We start from the raw sequence: 16967 nt of genomic DNA on the forward strand, positions 1-16967 counted from the left end.
TCTGCGGCAACGGGGTTCAAGGGGAGGTCCCGACTCACCGGCTGTCGGCCTGCCTGGCGACGATGCGCTCGGCCAGGTGCACCAGGCTGCGGTCGCTGCCGCGCGGGCCCAGCAGCGAGATGCCCAGCGGCGCGCCGGCGCGCCGCGCCAGCGGCAGACTGAGCTGGGGAAAGCCCGACAACCCGGCCACGCAGAGCAGGCGGATGGCGCGGTTGCGGTAGTCCTCCAGCGCACTCTCGGGATCGGCCACGCGGGGGGCGATGTCGGGCATGGTCGGCAGCACCAGCACGCCGTCGTCGCCGAGCAGTCGGGCGAGGTGGTCGGTGAAACGCTCGCGAAAGGCACGGCCCTCGGCGGCCTGCGCATCGCTCACCCTGGAGCTCCATTCAAAACGCTGCGCCACGCCCGGGCCCAGCGGGGGCGCGAAGCGGCGGATGAAGTCACCATCCACCTGCCACGATTCGTGGCCCTGGATGTGGCGGAAATGCCAGTACATCGCATCCAGGCTGTCCAGCACCACTTGCGCCTTGCCGGCCTTGCCGAGCGCGGCCTCGATCTGGCTGCGCGCGGGTGCGAGCGCCTTGCGCGCCTCGGGGGTGGCCAGCGCCCACAGGTCGGCCGGCGCGAGCAGGCGGACCTCGCCGGGCAAGGCTGGCGCGTCGTCGCCGAGCAGCACATTGGCCACCCGCGCAAAGGTGGGCACGTCGCGCGTGAACCAGCCACAGGTGTCCAGGCTCGGCGCCAGGTCGAGCACGTCGCGCAGGCTCACGCGACCGTGGGTCGGCCGCAGACCGACCAGGCCGCAGTGGCTGGCCGGGGCGCGCACCGAGCCGCCGGTGTCGGTGCCCAGGGCGAAGTCGCACAGGCTGTGCGACACGGCCGCTGCCGACCCGCAGGACGAGCCGCCCGCGATGCGCTCGGGCGCGGCGCCATTGATGGGTGAGCCGAAGTGGGCGTTCTGCCCGTTCATGGAGAACGCCAGTTCGTCGGTGATGGTCTTTCCCACAAAACGCGCCCCGGCATCGAGCAGCGTCTGAACGGTGGGCGCGGTGCGGTTCTGCACGCCGAGCAAGGCCAGCAACAAGGGCTGGCCGCCGCTGGTGGGATAGCCGTGGATGTGGAACAGGTCCTTGACGCCGAAACCCAGGCCGGCGAGCGGGCCGGTGGCGGCGCGCGGCACCGGCACGGCCGGATAGGGCATGAAGGCGCGGGCGGGGTCGTGCAGAACGTCGGCGTGAGGGGTCATGGTGTTTCAGTCAGGGGAAAGAACAGGCGCGCTCAGGCCGCGGTGTCGGCCACGCGCAGACAGCGCACGCTGTGACCGGCGGCCAGCCAGCTGATCCCGGGTCGGGTGGTCGTGCAGGCATCCTGCACCCAGCGGCAACGATCGGCAAAGGCACAGCCGGCGGGCAAGGCGGTGAGATCGGGCGGTGACCCGGCAATGGTCTCCAGCCGCGTGCCCTTGGGCAGTGCACCGCTGGCACGGCTTTTGAGCAGGGCCAGGGTGTAGGGGTGTCGCGGTGCGCGCAGCAAGGTCGCTGCAGCGCCCTCCTCCACGATGCGCCCGGCATACATCACGGCGATGCGGTCGGCCACCTCCACCGCCGCGCCGATGTCGTGCGTGACGAAGATCACCGACAGGCCCAGCTCGCGCTGCAGCTCGCGCAGCAACAGCAAGATCTGGATCTGCACCGTGGCGTCGAGCGCGGTGGTGGGCTCGTCGGCCAGCAGCAGCTGCGGCCGGCAGGCCAGCGCCAGCGCGATCATGGCGCGCTGGCGCATGCCGCCCGACATCTCGTGCGGGTAGGCCTGCAGGCGCCGCTCGGGGCTGGGAATGCGCACGCGCTCGAACAGTTCAAGCGCACGCTGCTGCGCCTGGGCCGCACTCACGTTGTCATGCCGGCGAATGGCTTCCGTGATCTGCGCACCCACCGAATACACCGGGTCGAGCGCCAGCAGCGGCTCCTGGAAGATCATCGACGCGACCTTGCCCCGGTAGTCGGCGAGCGCCTGGGTGCCGAGCGCGAGCACGTCGTGCTCGCCCACACGCATCTCGCCCTCGATGCGGCTGCGTCCTGGCGGGTGCAGCCGCAGCAGGCTGCGCAGCGTCACGCTCTTGCCCGAGCCGGATTCGCCGATCAGCGCAACCACCTCGCCGCGTTTGACCTGCAGGTCCACGCCGTTGACCGCCTCCACCGGCTTCTTGCCGCCGGTGAAGGTCACGCGCAGGTTGCGCACATCGACGAAAGGCTTGTCGGTGTTGTCGGTGTTCATGCCGCTTCCTTGATCAGCTGGGGCGCTTCGCTGTGGCCGCTGCCGGCCACGTGCATCCAGCACGACGCGACCTGGCCCTGCTCGATGGGGCTGAGCGAAGGCGCCCGCTGCGAGCACAGCGGCTGCGCGTGGGCACAGCGGGTGTGAAAGCGGCAGCCCGGCGGCGGGTTGATCGGATTGGGTGGATCGCCGGCCAGCGGTGGCTGTTCGGTGCGGTGGTCCGGGTCCATCGACGGGATGGACGACAGCAGCGCGCGCGTGTAGGGGTGGGCCGGGTGGTCGAACAGGGTTTCGCTCTCGCCGATCTCGGCCACCTGGCCGAGGTACATCACCATCACCCGGTCGCTCATGTAGCGCACCACGTTGAGGTCGTGGCTGATGAAGATGTAGGTCAGGCCGAACTCGTCCTTGAGGTCGAGCAGCAGGTTGAGCACCTGCGCCTCGACCGACTTGTCCAGCGCCGACACCGCCTCGTCGAGGATGATCAGGCGCGACTGCAGGGCCAGGGCGCGCGCGATGTTCACGCGCTGGCGCTGGCCGCCCGAGAGCTCGTGCGGATAGCGCTCGGCGAAGCGGCGCGGCTCCAGGCCCACGCGCGCCAGCAGGTCGCGCGCGCGCTCCACCGCTTCCTTGCGTGGCAGCCCGTGCACCTGCGGCGCGAAGGCGATCGAATCCTCCATCGTCAGGCGTGGATTGAGCGAGGCGTAGCTGTCCTGAAACACCATCTGCGTCTGGCGGTGGAACTGCTTGAGGCTGAGCGCTGCGCCGCCCACGGTCTCGCCGTCGAACACGATCTCGCCCCGGTCGGGGCGGATCAGCTGCATGAGCAGGCGCGCGGTGGTGGACTTGCCACAGCCCGACTCGCCCACCACGCCCAGGGTTTCGCCCTTGAAGACGTCGAAGTCGATGCCGTCGACCGCACGCACGACGCCGCCGCCACGACCGAACACGTCTTTCTTGAGCGGGAAATGTTTGACCAGACCGCGCACGCCCATGAGGGGTTGTGCGGGGCCACCGATGTCTGTGTGAGGCAATGTCATGTCATCAACTCCTTTGTGTGGGCACCCGCACTGCCACGCATGCGAACACCCAGCCAAGAGATACCGCCGGGCCGGCTTTGCCGGACGGCAGGTACCGCCCACCTGCAAGGGGGGTGGCGCCGAAGGCGACGCGGGGGGTCATTGCTTGATTTCCATCGCCGAGCGCAGGCCGTCGGCCAGCAGGTTGAAGGCGATCGAGGTGATGAAGATCATCACACCGGGCAGGGCCGCGATCCACGGCTGCACGTAGATGGCGGTGCGCAGGGTGTTGAGCATCAGGCCCCACTCGGGCTCGGGCGGCTTCACGCCCAGGCCCAGGAAGCTCAGGCCCGAGGCCAGGATCATGGCCACCGCAATCAGGCTGGTGGCGTACACGAAGATCGGCCCGAGCACATTGCCCAGCACATGCACCCGAACGATGGTGAAGGCATTCGCCCCCGAGGCGCGCGCCGCGTCCACGAAGTCGCGCCCGCGGATCTGCGTGGTCACGCTCTCGGCCACCCGCGCAATGGGCGGTATGAAGACGATGGTCAGCGAGATCAGCGAGTTGGTGATGCCCGCCCCCAGTGCGCCCGACAAGGCAATGGCCAGCAGCACCGAGGGGAAGGCGTAGAACACGTCGATGGTGCGCATCATCACCGTGTTGAGCGTGCCGCCGGCGTAGCCCGCGGTGATGCCGATCACCGATCCGACCACGAACGCCAGGATCACCGGCGTGATGCCCATGAACAGCGAAAGCCGCGCCCCCACCATCAGGCGCGACAGCATGTCGCGCCCGAGCTCGTCGGTGCCCAGCGGGTGGCCCTCGAAGCCGATGGGTTTGAGGCGTTTCATCATGGAAGAGGCGTACGGATCGGAGGGCACCAGCCACGGCCCGAACACCGCCAGGATGAGCAGGATGGCCACCACCACCGCCGCGCCGATGGCCACGCGGTCGCGCATGAAACGCCGACCCACGGTCTGCCAGTAACCGGGCGATCGTTCGAAGGCCAGTGGCTGAATGACGGCCTTGGGCATGGAAATCTCATTCATGAGACGGTCCTTTGTCGTGAATGCGGCGAACAACACACACCGCCGCTGCAGGGAGGTCCCGGATTCCAGGGATGCCGTGGATCCGGCTCTGCCGCTCCACAGGCATCGCCCCCTTGAGGGGGTCGCGCAAAGCGCGGCGGGGGTGGTTTTTCATCGAGCTATACGGGGATCGAGCAGGGTCTGGATCACATCCACCACCAGGTTGAGCACCACGAAGAACATGGCCAGCACCAGGATGGTTCCCTGCAGCAACGGCAGGTCGCGCTGGAAGATGGCCGAGTTCAACAGGAAGCCGGTGCCTGGCCAGGAAAACACGGTCTCGATCAGGATGGAGCCGCCCAGCAGATAGCCCAGCTGCAGACCCATCACGGCCAGCGCGGTGGGGGCGGCGTTCTTGACCACGTGGGTGAACACGCCGACGTCGGTGAGGCCCTTGGCCCGCAGGCCGACGATGAACTCCTGCGCCAGGATGTCGGCCACCAGCGCACGCACGGTGCGCGCGATGATGCCCATGGGAATCACGCTCATGGTCACGGCCGGCAGGATCATGTGCTTGACATGCTCCCAGTCCCAGACCCACTCGCTGGAGCCGCCCGGACCGGCGCCGCCCGGGGGCAGCCACATCAGGATGCTGGAGAAGATGATCACCAGCACCATGCCCAGCCAGTAGTGCGGCACGCTCACGCCCAGCACCGAGGTGAGGGAGGCGGCCTTGTCGAGCCAGGAGTTCTGGAAATAGCCGGCCACGAAACCGAACAGGCAACCAAACACAAAACCGATCACCGTGGCCAGCACGGCCAGCCGCAAGGTGTTGACCACCGCACGCATCACCTCGTCGGTCACCTCCCGGCCCGAAGCGATGGAGGTGCCCAGATCGCCCTGCAGCGCGCGCCACACCCAGCTGGCGAACTGCTCGGGATAGGAGCGGTTGAAGCCGTAGAGCTCGATCAGCTGCTGCTGCAGCTCGACCGACGCATCGGGCGGCAGGATGGAGACCAGCGGATCCCCCGGTGACAGGTGCACCAGGGCAAAACACACCAGCGCCACACCCAGCATGATGGGCAGCGTGTAGAGCACACGCCGAAAGAGAAAAGTCAGCATCGCTCGAACCCCCGGGTCAGCTTCGGTGCAAACCCCGCAGCCCGAGGGGGCCGCGGGGCACAGGCGCTCAGTCGACCGACATCGGAGCGATGTCGATGAACCAGCTGCGCGGCTGGACCACGCCCTTGACCTTGGCGCTCATGGCACGCGGGCCCACATCGTGTGCGATCCAGACAAAGGGCGCTTCTTCCACGATGCGCGCGTGCAGCTTGGCCAGGGCGGCGTCGCGCTCCTTGTCGTCGAAGCTGGTGCGCGCGTCGGCGATCAGCTTGTCGAACTCGGGGTTGCCGAAGTAGCCCCAGTTGTTGGACACCGGCGGGAAGGTCTTGGTGCTGGTGAAACGCACCATGGCGAAGAACGGGTCCATGGCGGCGAAGCTCACGTTGGTCGCGTGCGAGCCGTTGGCCGACGGGTCCTTGGCGCCCTTGCGCCAGTTGGTGAACAGCGTGTTCCATTCAATGACGTCGAACTCGATGTCGATGTGGCACTGCTTTAGCGACTGCTGCACGAACTCGTTCATGGGCAGCGGCTGCATCTGGCCCGAGCCCGATGCCGAGATCTGCACCTTGGCCTTCATCGGCTTGGCGGCCGAGAAGCCGGCCTGGGCCATGAGGGCCTGCGCAGCCTTCACGTCGTACTTGATGTCGAACTTGGGGTTGCCCCACCAGGGGTGGCCCGGCGGCACGGTGCCCTTGGGCACGGCCATCATGCCGCCCAGGAAGGTCTTGAGGCCTTCGCGGTCCACGCACAGGTTGGCGGCGTGGCGCACCCGCTTGTCGAGCCAGGGCGAGCCCTCGGCGAACGACAGCTGCCACGGCCACACGTGCGGCTGGGCGTTGCTGTAGATCTTGAAGCCGCGCTGCGTGATCTGCGGCATGGCATCGGGCGAAGGCGCCTCGATCCAGTCCACCTGGCCGGACAGCAGCGCGGCGGTGCGGGCGTTGGCCTCAGGCATGGGAACCATCACCACACGGTCGATCTTCGGCGTGCGCTTGGGGTCCCAGTAGGTTTTGTTGGCGACCATCTCCAGGCGCTCGCGCGGCAGGAAGCGGGCCATCTTGAACGGGCCGCTGCCGGAGGCGTCGGCGGCAAAGGCGACCCAGGCGTTCTTGGACTTCTCGGCGGGGGTGGCACCGGCGGCCGCCTCGAACTTCTTCTGCCAGTGGGCGGGCGAGGCCATGAACAGGTTGGTCAGGTTCAGCGGCAAAAAGGCGTCGGGCTCGCTGGTGGTGAGCTCCACCGTGAGGTTGTCGATTTTGCGGGCGCTGCGCAGCGTGGGCATGCGCGAGGCGGTCACACCCACCTGGCTGGCATCGAAATGCAGGGCGTCCTTGTCCAGCACCTTCTGCACGTTCCACACCACCGAATCGGCGGTGAGGTCGGACCCGTCGTGAAACTTCACGCCGGGGCGCAGCTTGAAGACCCACTTGGTCTTGTCGGTGGCATCGGCCGCCCACGAGGTGGCCAGGCCGGGGATCAGCACGCTGGCGGCGTCGCTGCGGGACAGGTCCCAGTGCGTCAATGCGTCGTACATGGGGATGCCGGTGAACCGGTTGCCCTCGAAGCCCTGGTCGGGCTGGCCGAGCGTGCGCGGAATGTCGGCCGCGGTCATGGCGATGCGCAAGACCTTTTCTTGCGCCAGCACGGCCGGCGAGGCCACGGCGGCGATCAGGCCGGCGGCCAGAACGAGGCCCAGGGCGCGGGGCGCCAGGCGGGGGGAAGTTGCAATCGGTTTCATCGTGACTCCAGCGGTTTCGGGTGGAACAAAGGGCGAGACGTCGGGCGGGCAGGCTCGCCGCGGTGCGCGCCCTGCCCCGGGCAGGTGCGCGGCCGAAGAATGGCCTGGCAAGGTTTTTGTATGCAACCTGCGTGCCACCACCCGTTCCAGAAAAACCGGATGACCCACTCACCGCCTTGTTTTACGAGCGAAAACACCACTTTTTGGCCTTCAGGTGCGGATTTCCCCCGCACCAGCTTGGCGCAGAGACTGCCGGTTCTGCCCCAAGACGCAGCATCACCGCGAGTTTTTTGTATGCAAAATTCACCGAATTGGGGCCTTGAAGGTCACACCACATGAACCTGCTTCTGATCAATCCCAACACCTCTTCGGCCATGACGCAGGCCATCGCGGCGGCCGCACGGGCGGTGGCCGCACCGGACACCCGGGTGCATGCGGTGCAGCCCAGCTTCGGGCCGGCGTCCATCGAAAGCCATTTCGAGGAAACCATCGCCGCCGCCGGGGTGGCCGAGCAGGTGCGCCTGGCCGACCCCCGGCCCGATGCGGTGGTGATCGCCTGCTTTGGCGACCCGGGGCTGGACGCGGCGCGCGAAGCGACCGACGCGCCGGTGATCGGCATTGCCGAGGCGGCCTTTCACGCGGCCTCGTTCCTGTGCACCGGCTTCTCGGTCGTGACCACGCTGGAGCGAACCTGCATCACCGCCGAACATCTGCTGCAGCGCTACGGACTGGAGCGCCGGTGCCGCGGCGTGCACGGCACCGACATTCCGGTGCTGGAGCTGGAACACGCGGGCGAGGCGCTGGTGGAGCGCATCGAAGCGGCGGCTCGCGAGGCGCTGGCGCGCGACCGCAGCGGTGCGATCGTGCTCGGCTGCGCCGGCATGGCCCCCTTGTGCGCCAACCTCAGCGCGCGACTGGGCGTGCCGGTGATCGACGGCGTCAGCGTGGCGGTGAAGATGGCCGAAGCCTTGTGCGCGCTGGGCTTGCGCACCAGCCGCCGTGGCGACTACGCCCCGCCCCCGCCCAAGGTCTGGACCGGCTGGGCCGGCCAGCTGGGCTTCTGAAGCCGGCGGCGCCTCAGGTCGGGCGCCGCACCCCCACCGGGCGGTCGGCGGCGGCGTCCCAACCGGTGTCGAACCAGGCATCGCCATCCAGGTGGGCGCGCAGCATGGGCAGCGCATCGAAGCCCCAGAACACGCGGCCTTCAACCACCATCGCCGGCACGCCGAACAGGCCGAGCGCCAGCGCTTCGCCGGTGTTGGCGCGCAGGCGCTGCCTGACCACCTCGCCATCGGGCGACAGCCAGGGCTTGTTGCGCTGCGCCATGTGGTCCTGCAACCGGGCCTGCAGATCGGCCAGTCGCGCCGGGTCGGTGGCGTCCTGACCGCCGTGCCACACGTGGTGGAACAACTGCTCGGTGACACAGCGGTTGGTGTCGCCCGGTGCATCGTCGGTGGCGCAGGACAGGCCGAGTCGCAGCAGCGGCAGCGGATTGAAAGGGTGCGACGCCGGCAGATCCAGCCGCACGCCGTGGTGGTGTGCGAGCCAGCTCACCTGCCGGTAGGTCCAGTCGCGTTTGGCGGGAATCTCGGCCGGGCCCAGCTGGCCGTGCGCCTTGAGCAGCGCGGCAAACAGCACCGGCTTGTAGCGCACCTCCACGCTGTGGCCCATGAGCGCTTCGGGCAGCCGCTCGAAGGCCAGCCACGCGTACGGCGAGATCGGGTCGTAATAGAAGTGGATCTCGCGCAGGGCGGGCGTGTTCATGTTGCACCGGCGGCCTGCTGCCGCGCCTCGATCTGTTGCCACACGACGAGCTTGTCGGCATCCGCCAGGCGGCTCCATTGCGAGATTTCGGCCAGCGTGCGAAAGCAGCCCTTGCACGACGCCGTGGCCTCGTCCATCTCGCACACCGAGATGCAGGGTGAAGGCACGCCGGGGGCGATGCCGGCCTTGGCGCGGGCGGCCTTGAGCGTGACGGGGGGACGCAGCGGCATGGACATGGTGAAACGGTGTTCAGTCCGCGGTGACGTCGTGCACGGGCGCACCGGTCAGGGACTGGAGTTGATGGGGCGTGAGGCAGAACACCGCATGCGGATGGCCCGCTGCGGCCCAGATGTCCGCAAAACGGAACAACTGGCGGTCGATCAGCGTGACCACCGGCGAGGCGTGCGCCAGCGGCGAGACGCCGCCGATTGAAAACCCGGTGGTGCTCTTGACGAAATCGGCGTCGGCGCGGCCGAGCTTGCCGGACTCGCCGCAGACGATGGCCTGCACCTTTCTTTCGTCCACGCGCAGGTCGCCCGAGGTGACCACCAGCACCGCCACGCCATCGCTCTTGCGGCGGAACACGATGCTCTTGGCGATCTGGCCGAGCGCCACGCCCAGGGCGTCGGCGGCCTGCTGCGCGGTTCGGGCGGCGTCCTCGAGCATGCGGGGTGCGTGCGGATGTCCGAGCACGCGCAGGTGGTCGGTCACGCGCTGCACCGCGGCAGAGGCGGCTGGGGACGTTTCATTCATGGGCGTCGATGGTATCGGCTCCGGCCGCAACGCGCCCTGGTGGGTGCATCGACCCTGTCACGCCGCGCGCTTGACCAGCAACAGGCTGGCACCCATGGCCATGAGCACACCGCCGAACACCCGGTTCTGCGTGCGCCGGGCCCGGGCGGTGGCGAGCCAGCGCTGCGCGCGCGAAGCCAGAAACGCATACCCGTGCATCACCACCCAATCGACCCCGATGGTGGTGACCAGCAACACCAGCAGCTGCAGCCAGAGTGCGCGCTGCGGGTCGATGAACTGCGGCAGCACCGCCACCATGAACACGATGCCCTTGGGGTTGGTCACGTTGGTGAAGAAGCCCGTGAGGAACCGCTCGCGCGCGCGCGGCACACCCGCCTGTGCGGGCAAGGCCTCACCCGATGCCGGCCTGGCGCTCACCGGCGAGCGCCACTGCTTCCACCCCAGCCAGATGAGGTAGGCCGCGCCGGCGAACTTCACCACCGTGAAGGCGGTGGCCGACGCCAGCAGCAGCGCGCCCACGCCGACACCGGCGACCAGCAGGATCACGGCCAGCCCCAGTTGCAGGCCGGCGATGGTGGCGCTGGTTTTCCGCACGCCATAGGCCAGGCCGTGGGTCATGGACAACACCGCTCCCGAGCCGGGCGACAGGGCAATCGCCCAGGCCGCCAGAAAATACGCGAGCCAGACCTGCAGCGCCATCGCTCAGCCCGCCCGCCGGGCCAGCAGCGCACGCGCCACGCGCGAGCCGCTTGGGCGGCCCAGCTGTTCGCTGATCCAGGCGCCCGCGTCGACCAGGGCGTCCAGGTCGATGCCGGTGCCGATGCCCATGCCGTGCAGCAGGTAGACCACGTCCTCGGTCGCCACGTTGCCGGTGGCGCCCTTGGCATAGGGGCAGCCGCCCAGGCCCGAGACGGACGACTGGAAATTCCACACCCCCAGCTCCAGTGCGGCCAGCGTGTTCGAGAGCGCCTGGCCGTAGGTGTCGTGGAAGTGCCCCGACACGTCGTCGATGCCGTAGTGCTGCAGCGCGGCCTCGAACGCGGCCTGCACCTTGCGCGGCGTGCCCACGCCGATGGTGTCGGCCACATCGACGCGCTGCACGCCGATGCCCTTCATGAGCCCGGCCAGATACGCCACGCGCGCAGGCGCAATCTCGCCTTCGTACGGGCAGCCCACGGTGCAGCTCATGGCGCCGCGCACCGCCATGCCGGCCGCGCGGGCCGCTTCCACCACCGGTGCAAAGCGTTCGATGCTCTCGGCGATCGAGCAGTTGATGTTCTTCTGGCTGAAGGCCTCGCTGGCCGCACCGAACACCACGATCTCGTCGGGCTTGTCCTGCAGCGCGGCCTCGAAGCCCTTGAGGTTGGGCGTGAGCACCGAAAGGCGCACACCGCGCGGGCGCGACAGCCCCGCCATCACCTCGTGGTTGTCGGCCATCTGCGGCACCCACTTCGGGCTCACGTAGCTGGTGACCTCGATCTCTGTCAGGCCGGCGGCCTGCAGGCGGTGCACCAGCTCGATCTTGGTGGCTGCGGGCACCGGCTGCTTTTCGTTCTGCAGACCGTCGCGCGGCCCGACGTCGATCAGCTGGACACGGTTGGGAAGGTTCATGCTGGACTCACATTCAATAGCCGCGGTCGCGGTGCACCACGCCGGCGATCGGCTCGCCACGGGACAGCGCCACGATCTTGCCGGCGATCTGCGCGATGCTCTCGTCGCGCAGCGTGCGGGCCGAGGTGTGCGGGGTGATGGTGACCTTGGGGTGCTGCCAGAAAGGGTGTTCGGCGGGCAGCGGTTCGGTGCGGAACACATCGAGGGTGGCGCCGGCCAGGTGGCCGCTGTCGAGCAGCGCAATCAGGTCTTCCTCGACCAGGTGCGCGCCGCGCGCCACGTTGATCACATGGCCGCCGCTCTGCAGGCGCGAGAGCGTCTTGCGGTTGAGGATGTTCTCGGTCTCGGGCGTGAGCGGCAACAGGTTGACCAGCACGCGGCACGACGAGAGAAAGGTGTCGAAGCGGTCGGTGCCCGCGTGGCAGACCACGCCTTCCAGCGTCTTGGGCGTGCGGCTCCAGCCGTGCACCGGAAACTCGAACACGCGCAGCGCCCGCGCCACGCGCTCGCCCAGCACGCCCAGGCCCATCACGCCCACGGGCCAGTCGGCGCGGCTGCGCGGTTTGCGGTAGGACCATTGCCCGGCCGCGATGTCGGCCTCATAGCCGTCGAGTTCACGGAAGTGGCGAATGACGGCATGGCAGACGTACTCGGCCATCTGCACCGACATGCCGGCGTCGTCGAGCCGCACCACCAGCGCCTGCGGCGGCAGGCGCAGCTTCATGATCGCGTCGACCCCGGCGCCGATGTTGAACATGGCCTTGAGGCCGGCTTGTTCGTCCAGAAAGGCCTGCGGCGGCGACCACACGATGGCGAAGTCGGCCGGCGGGTCGCCGGCCTTCCAGGTGCTCACGTGGGCGCCGGGCAGCAGCGCACGAAAGCCCTCTTCCCAGGGGGCGGCTTTGGTTTGGGCAACGCAGATGGTGATGTTCATGCGCCGAGCTTAAAAGAAGCGGCCTGCGCGCGCTGTCACCGCCATCTCGGGCATCAGGCGGTGGTGATCCTGAGCAGCTCGGCGCCTTCGCTCACCTGGTCGCCCGGCGCGTACAGCAACTCGGCCACGGTGCCGTCGGCGGGCGCGGCGATGGTGTGCTCCATCTTCATGGCTTCCATCACCGCCAGCGCCTGGCCCTTGGTGATCACGTCGCCCGCCTTCACTGCGAACGACAGCACCTTGCCGGGCATGGGTGCGGTCAGGCGCCCGCCATCGGCCGCGGCCACGCCGGCGTGGGCGAGCGCGTCGATCTCGATGATCTGCGTGGCGCCGAGCGCGCAGAAGATGTGCACCGTCTCGCCCTGCTGCCAGGTCTGCACCGTCTGACGCTGGCCCTGGAACTGCAGGTCCATGCGGGCACCCCCCTGGGTGGGCAGGGCCTCGAAGCGCAGCACACCGCTGGTCCCGCCGACGGCGAGTTGCAGCGCGCCGTCGTGCAGGTAGGTCAGCTGGGCCTGCAGGGTCTCACCGAGGTATTCGAAGTCGAAACCACGCACCGTCAGGCCGTGCGGGCGCCAGCCGTCGCGGCGCGAGAACGGGTCGGCCACCTCCTGCGCGCGCTCGGCCACCAGCGTCTGTGCCACCGCCGAGGCCACCGCCAGCGCCACGCCCACCTTGTCCTGGTGGAACAGCACCGCAGCCTCGCGCGGAATCAGCGCGGTGTCCAGGTTGGCCTGCGCGAACGACGGGCTGTTGACCACATGGCGCAGGAACTGCACGTTGGTGGACAGGCCGACGATGCGCGTCTCGGCCAGCGCTGCGTCCAGGCGTGACAGTGCTTCCTGGCGGGTCGCACCATGCACGATCAGCTTGGCCACCATGGAGTCGTAGAACGGACTGATGGTGTCGCCTTCGCGCACCCCGTCGTCGACCCGAACCACGCCCCTCTCGAACGCCGTGCACGAGGGTTTGCGGTAGACCTCGAGCGTGCCGGTGGCGGGCAGGAAGTTGTTGTCGGGGGTCTCGGCGCAAATGCGCGCCTCGATCGCATGGCCGTGGATGCGCAGCTCTTCCTGCTTCAGCGGCAAGGGTTCGCCACTGGCCACACGCAGCTGCCACTCGACCAGATCCAGCCCGGTGATGGCTTCGGTCACCGGGTGTTCCACCTGCAGCCGCGTGTTCATCTCCATGAAATAGAAGTTGGGAACCCCCACGCTTCCCGCTGCGCGTGGTGCGCTGCCCCCCGAGGGGGCTGTGCCACCTTGGGGCGGCCCGGCGGTGTCACTTCCATCGAGCTGCTCCACGATGAACTCCACCGTGCCGGCGCCCACATAGTTCACCGCCTTGGCCGCGGCCACGGCGGCAGCGCCCATCTGCTGGCGGAACTCGGGCGTCATGCCCGGCGCGGGGGCCTCTTCCAGCACCTTCTGGTGGCGGCGCTGCACCGAGCAGTCGCGCTCGAACAGGTACACGCAGTTGCCGTGCGTGTCGCCAAACACCTGGATCTCGATGTGGCGCGGGCGCTGCACGTATTTTTCGATCAGCACCGCGTCGCTGCCGAAGCTGTTGCGCGCCTCGCGCTGGCAGCTCGCCAGCGCGTCTGCAAAGTCTTCGGCCTTGTCCACCGCGCGCATGCCCTTGCCACCACCGCCCGCGCTGGCCTTGATCAACACCGGATAGCCGATGCGGTTGGCTTCGTGCTGCAGCATGGCCGGGTCCTGGTCGGCCTCGTGGTAGCCGGGCACCAGCGGCACACCGGCCTTCTCCATGAGCTGCTTGGACTCGGCCTTCAGGCCCATGGCCAGGATGGCGGAGGCGGGCGGGCCGATGAAGGCGATGCCGGCGCTGGCGCAGGCGTTGGCGAAGGCGTCGTTTTCACTCAGGAAGCCGTAGCCGGGGTGGATGGCCTGCGCGCCGGTGGCCCTGGCGGCGTCGATGATGCGCTCCCACTGCAGGTAGCTGTCGCGGGGCGCGCTGCCGCCGATGTGAACCGCCTCGTCACAAGCCGCCACGTGTTTGGCGCTGGCGTCGGCGTCGGAATACACGGCCACGGTGCGCACGCCGAGTCGGCGCGCGGTGGCAGCCACCCGGCAGGCGATTTCGCCCCTGTTGGCAATCAGGATCTTGGTGAACATCAGGCTTCCTTGACAGGTCCGGTGAAGAAACCCTGCACGCGGCGAAACACCACGCGCAGGAATTTGAAAAGCATCCAGGTGACGATCCACATCAGCACCACGGTGATCAGCAGCAGCACGCCAAAGGCCACCGGGTGGTGGGTGGCCAGCCACACGGCACCAACCACCAGGCCGTCCTCGACCAGGCTCATGGCGATGTTGGAAAAAGGTTCGGGCGAGGCGTTGATGGCCGCGCGCGTGGTGGTCTTGGCGGCCTGGCTGGTGGCGGCGAGCGAGCCGCCGAGCAGCGCGGCGGCCAGCGCCATGGCACCGCTGTCGGCACCGAACACCCCGGCCGCGAGCGCAGCGCCGGCGGGAATGCGCACCACGCTGTTGACCATGTCCCACAGCGAGTCGACCACCGGGATCTTGTCGGCGAAGAACTCGACGAACAGCATGAAGCCGCTGGCTCCGAGCAGGGCCGGGTGCTGCAGCACCTGCAAGCCCGCGGGCAACTCCATCCAGCCTGCAGCACCGGCCATGCCGACCAGGAACACCACCGCGTACAGGCGAAAGCCACTGGCCCAGCCGAGCGCGCCGGCCAGGGCCAGCAGCTCGGGGGTTCCCAGTGAAGCGAGGACGTCGGTCATGACCGCTCAGCCTTGCGGCAACCAGGCGGGCGCGCGTTTGCCCAGAAAGGACTGCAGGCCCTCGCGACCTTCGTCGCTGGCCCGGATGTCGGCGATGCGGCGCGCGGTCTCGCCACGCAGCTCGTCGGTGATGGGCAGACCGCTCACGTCGCGCACCAGGCGTTTGCATTCGCGCGCGGCCTTCGGGCCGTTGGCGACCAGGGTGGCCACGATGCCGTCGACCGTGGCGTCCAGCGTCTCGGGTGTGGCGAGTTCGTGCACCATGCCCAGCGCATGGGCGCGCACCGCGCTGAATCGCTCGGCCGTGACCATGTAGCGGCGCGAGGCCTGCGTGCCCAGGGCGCGCACCACGTAAGGGCTGATGGTGGCGGGCAGCAGGCCCAGGCGCGCTTCCGACAGGCAGAAGGTCGCGCCTTCCACGGCCACCAGCACATCGCAGATCGCAGCCAGCCCCATGCCACCGGCGTAGCAGTCGCCCTGCACGCGCCCCACCACCGGCACCGGGCACTGGTCCAGCGTCCACAGCATGTCGGCGAGCTTCTGCGCATCGGCGCGGTTTTCGTCCCAGCTGTAGCCGGCCATGGCCTTCATCCAGTTCAGATCGGCGCCGGCGCAGAAAGCCTTGCCGTGTGCGCCGAGCACGACCACGCGCAGGTCTTCGTCCCTGGACAGCGATTCAAAGGTGCGGGTCAACGCCGCGATCACGTCGTCGTTGAAGGCGTTGCGCACATCGGGGCGGTTGAGCCACACATGCGCCACATGGGCGCCGGGGCGGGACACATCAAGCACGTTGCTCATGTTCATCCTCAGTAGCGTTTCGCAACTTCTTCGAGCATCACTTCCGTCGCACCGCCGCCGATGGCCAGCACGCGCGCGTCGCGCCACAGCCGTTCAATGGCGGTTTCGCGGATGAACCCCATGCCACCGTGGAACTGCTGGCAGGTCTGCACCACCTCGTTGACCAGCTCGCCCGTGAGCGCCTTGAGCATGGACACTTCCTGCACGATGTCGTGGCCTTGGGTCACGCTCCAGGCACAGTGGTACATGAACTGGCGTGCCGCGCGCACCTTGGCATCGAGCATCGAGAGGCGCTGGCGAATCGTTTGCTGGTCCCACAGCGTGGCACCGAAGGCCTGGCGCTGGCGCACGTGGTCCAGCGTGATCTTGAGCGCCTGTGTGCAGTGGCCGATGGCCATGGCACCCAGCGCAATGCGTTCGGTCTGGAAATTCTTCATCACCGAGTAGAAGCCCTTGCCCTCCTCGCCCAGCAGGTTCCCGGCCGGTATGCGCACCTGGTCGAACACGAGTTCGGCGGTGTCGCTGCAGAGCCAGCCGGTCTTCTTGAGCGCGCGGCCCACGGTGAAGCCCGGTGTGCCTTTTTCGACGATGAACATCGACATGTCGTGGCGCGCGGTGCCGGTCTTGGCGGCCACGAAATACAGGTCGCCGTGCACACCATTGGTGATGAACATCTTGGTGCCGTTGATGACCCAGTCGTCGCCGTCACGGCGCGCGGTGGTGCGCATGCCGGCCACGTCCGAGCCGGCGCCCGGCTCGCTGATGCCCACCGCGGTGATCAGCTCACCCGCCGTCACCTTCGGCAGGTATTTCGCTTTCTGCGCCGGCGTGCCGGCGTGGTGCAGGTGCGGGCCGGCCATGTCGGTGTGCACCAGCACGGTGATGATGAAACCGGCGAAGGTGCTTTGCGACAGCGCTTCGGCAAACACCAGGTTGGTCAGGGCGTCGGCGTCGCCGCCGCCGTGTTCGCCTTCAAAGGCGATGCCGAGCAAACCCGCCTGGCCCATGCGGCGCAACACATCGCGCGGCACCATGCCGGTCTCTTCCCAGGCCGCGGCGAACGGCTCCACTTCGCGCGCGATGAAGCGCGCCACCTGGTCGCGCAGCAATTCGTGATCGGGGTTGTCGTAGATGGTGGCGGTCATGGTTTGTGTCTCG

Annotated in this window: 17 protein-coding genes; 1 reads left to right on the forward strand and 16 read right to left on the reverse strand. The window is 68.4% G+C overall.

From position 1 onward, the window contains the following. Positions 1–34: 34 nt before the first annotated feature. From QUV35_RS11665 to QUV35_RS11690, 6 genes are all read right to left on the reverse strand, one after another. The gene (locus QUV35_RS11665) at positions 35–1246 is read right to left on the reverse strand and encodes an amidase (protein WP_300873936.1); all 1212 of its coding nucleotides are present in this window, start codon (positions 1244–1246) and stop codon (positions 35–37) included. Between the two features lie 32 nt (positions 1247–1278). Then, entirely contained in the window at positions 1279–2274 is a 996-nt protein-coding gene (locus QUV35_RS11670) for an ABC transporter ATP-binding protein (protein ID WP_300873939.1), read from the reverse strand. Beyond that, positions 2271–3314 carry an ABC transporter ATP-binding protein gene (locus tag QUV35_RS11675; RefSeq protein ID WP_300873941.1) on the reverse strand — a complete coding sequence of 348 codons (1044 nt, stop codon included), beginning with the start codon at positions 3312–3314 and terminating at the stop codon, positions 2271–2273. The genes QUV35_RS11670 and QUV35_RS11675 overlap by 4 nt, the downstream gene beginning before the upstream one ends. Before the next feature lie 138 nt (positions 3315–3452). Next, complete coding sequence (locus tag QUV35_RS11680; protein WP_300873944.1) at positions 3453–4346, reverse strand: ABC transporter permease; 894 nt, start codon at positions 4344–4346, stop codon at positions 3453–3455. A gap of 150 nt (positions 4347–4496) precedes the next feature. Then, positions 4497–5447, reverse strand: coding sequence for an ABC transporter permease (locus QUV35_RS11685; RefSeq protein ID WP_300873946.1), 951 nt, complete (start codon positions 5445–5447; stop codon positions 4497–4499). Positions 5448–5514: 67 nt separating this feature from the next. Further along, entirely contained in the window at positions 5515–7059 is a 1545-nt protein-coding gene (locus tag QUV35_RS11690) for an ABC transporter substrate-binding protein (RefSeq protein ID WP_300874034.1), read from the reverse strand. Between the two features lie 461 nt (positions 7060–7520). Here QUV35_RS11690 and QUV35_RS11695 point away from each other — a divergent pair, with 461 nt between their 5' ends. Next, entirely contained in the window at positions 7521–8249 is a 729-nt protein-coding gene (locus QUV35_RS11695; RefSeq protein WP_300873948.1) for an aspartate/glutamate racemase family protein, read from the forward strand. A gap of 13 nt (positions 8250–8262) precedes the next feature. Here QUV35_RS11695 and QUV35_RS11700 read toward each other — a convergent pair whose 3' ends face one another. Genes QUV35_RS11700 through QUV35_RS11745 form a run of 10 tightly spaced genes read right to left on the reverse strand, consistent with a single transcriptional unit; the run spans position 8263 to position 16954 of the window. Further along, entirely contained in the window at positions 8263–8934 is a 672-nt protein-coding gene (locus tag QUV35_RS11700; protein WP_300874036.1) for a 2-hydroxychromene-2-carboxylate isomerase, read from the reverse strand. An 11-nt stretch (positions 8935–8945) separates the two neighbouring features. Continuing rightward, positions 8946–9179, reverse strand: a complete 234-nt coding sequence (locus QUV35_RS11705) for a DUF1289 domain-containing protein (protein WP_300873951.1) — start codon at positions 9177–9179, stop codon at positions 8946–8948. Positions 9180–9198: 19 nt separating this feature from the next. After that, entirely contained in the window at positions 9199–9702 is a 504-nt protein-coding gene (locus tag QUV35_RS11710) for a YbaK/EbsC family protein (RefSeq protein WP_300873954.1), read from the reverse strand. Between the two features lie 57 nt (positions 9703–9759). Then, entirely contained in the window at positions 9760–10401 is a 642-nt protein-coding gene (locus QUV35_RS11715) for a LysE family transporter (RefSeq protein ID WP_300873956.1), read from the reverse strand. A 3-nt stretch (positions 10402–10404) separates the two neighbouring features. Beyond that, the gene (locus tag QUV35_RS11720; RefSeq protein ID WP_300873959.1) at positions 10405–11313 is read right to left on the reverse strand and encodes a hydroxymethylglutaryl-CoA lyase; all 909 of its coding nucleotides are present in this window, start codon (positions 11311–11313) and stop codon (positions 10405–10407) included. A 13-nt stretch (positions 11314–11326) separates the two neighbouring features. Next, a complete protein-coding gene (locus tag QUV35_RS11725; protein ID WP_300873962.1) occupies positions 11327–12247 on the reverse strand; it encodes a glyoxylate/hydroxypyruvate reductase A in 921 nt (306 codons plus the stop codon). A 53-nt stretch (positions 12248–12300) separates the two neighbouring features. Then, positions 12301–14382: an acetyl/propionyl/methylcrotonyl-CoA carboxylase subunit alpha gene (locus tag QUV35_RS11730; RefSeq protein WP_300873964.1), complete on the reverse strand. Its 2082-nt coding sequence runs from the start codon at positions 14380–14382 to the stop codon at positions 12301–12303. Next, a complete protein-coding gene (locus QUV35_RS11735; RefSeq protein WP_300873967.1) occupies positions 14382–15011 on the reverse strand; it encodes a DUF4126 domain-containing protein in 630 nt (209 codons plus the stop codon). The genes QUV35_RS11730 and QUV35_RS11735 overlap by 1 nt, the downstream gene beginning before the upstream one ends. Positions 15012–15017: 6 nt before the next feature. Beyond that, a complete protein-coding gene (locus QUV35_RS11740; protein WP_300873969.1) occupies positions 15018–15809 on the reverse strand; it encodes an enoyl-CoA hydratase/isomerase family protein in 792 nt (263 codons plus the stop codon). A gap of 8 nt (positions 15810–15817) precedes the next feature. Beyond that, the gene (locus QUV35_RS11745; protein WP_300873972.1) at positions 15818–16954 is read right to left on the reverse strand and encodes an acyl-CoA dehydrogenase family protein; all 1137 of its coding nucleotides are present in this window, start codon (positions 16952–16954) and stop codon (positions 15818–15820) included. Positions 16955–16967: the final 13 nt, after the last annotated feature.

It is taken from the genome of Hydrogenophaga sp. (assembly GCF_030373225.1).
GTDB lineage: Bacteria > Pseudomonadota > Gammaproteobacteria > Burkholderiales > Burkholderiaceae_C > Hydrogenophaga.

Bases quoted from the DNA above. Each gene is read 5' to 3' on its own strand.
- QUV35_RS11665 (WP_300873936.1), bottom strand. From the start codon at position 1,246: ATGACCCCTCACGCCGACGTTCTGCACGACCCCGCCCGCGCCTTCATG.
- QUV35_RS11670 (WP_300873939.1), bottom strand. From the start codon at position 2,274: ATGAACACCGACAACACCGACAAGCCTTTCGTCGATGTGCGCAACCTG.
- QUV35_RS11675 (WP_300873941.1), bottom strand. From the start codon at position 3,314: ATGACATTGCCTCACACAGACATCGGTGGCCCCGCACAACCCCTCATG.
- QUV35_RS11680 (WP_300873944.1), bottom strand. From the start codon at position 4,346: ATGAATGAGATTTCCATGCCCAAGGCCGTCATTCAGCCACTGGCCTTC.
- QUV35_RS11685 (WP_300873946.1), bottom strand. From the start codon at position 5,447: ATGCTGACTTTTCTCTTTCGGCGTGTGCTCTACACGCTGCCCATCATG.
- QUV35_RS11690 (WP_300874034.1), bottom strand. From the start codon at position 7,059: ATGACCGCGGCCGACATTCCGCGCACGCTCGGCCAGCCCGACCAGGGC.
- QUV35_RS11695 (WP_300873948.1), top strand. From the start codon at position 7,521: ATGAACCTGCTTCTGATCAATCCCAACACCTCTTCGGCCATGACGCAG.
- QUV35_RS11705 (WP_300873951.1), bottom strand. From the start codon at position 9,179: ATGCCGCTGCGTCCCCCCGTCACGCTCAAGGCCGCCCGCGCCAAGGCC.
- QUV35_RS11710 (WP_300873954.1), bottom strand. From the start codon at position 9,702: ATGAATGAAACGTCCCCAGCCGCCTCTGCCGCGGTGCAGCGCGTGACC.
- QUV35_RS11715 (WP_300873956.1), bottom strand. From the start codon at position 10,401: ATGGCGCTGCAGGTCTGGCTCGCGTATTTTCTGGCGGCCTGGGCGATT.
- QUV35_RS11720 (WP_300873959.1), bottom strand. From the start codon at position 11,313: ATGAACCTTCCCAACCGTGTCCAGCTGATCGACGTCGGGCCGCGCGAC.
- QUV35_RS11725 (WP_300873962.1), bottom strand. From the start codon at position 12,247: ATGAACATCACCATCTGCGTTGCCCAAACCAAAGCCGCCCCCTGGGAA.
- QUV35_RS11730 (WP_300873964.1), bottom strand. From the start codon at position 14,382: ATGTTCACCAAGATCCTGATTGCCAACAGGGGCGAAATCGCCTGCCGG.
- QUV35_RS11735 (WP_300873967.1), bottom strand. From the start codon at position 15,011: ATGACCGACGTCCTCGCTTCACTGGGAACCCCCGAGCTGCTGGCCCTG.
- QUV35_RS11740 (WP_300873969.1), bottom strand. From the start codon at position 15,809: ATGAGCAACGTGCTTGATGTGTCCCGCCCCGGCGCCCATGTGGCGCAT.
- QUV35_RS11745 (WP_300873972.1), bottom strand. From the start codon at position 16,954: ATGACCGCCACCATCTACGACAACCCCGATCACGAATTGCTGCGCGAC.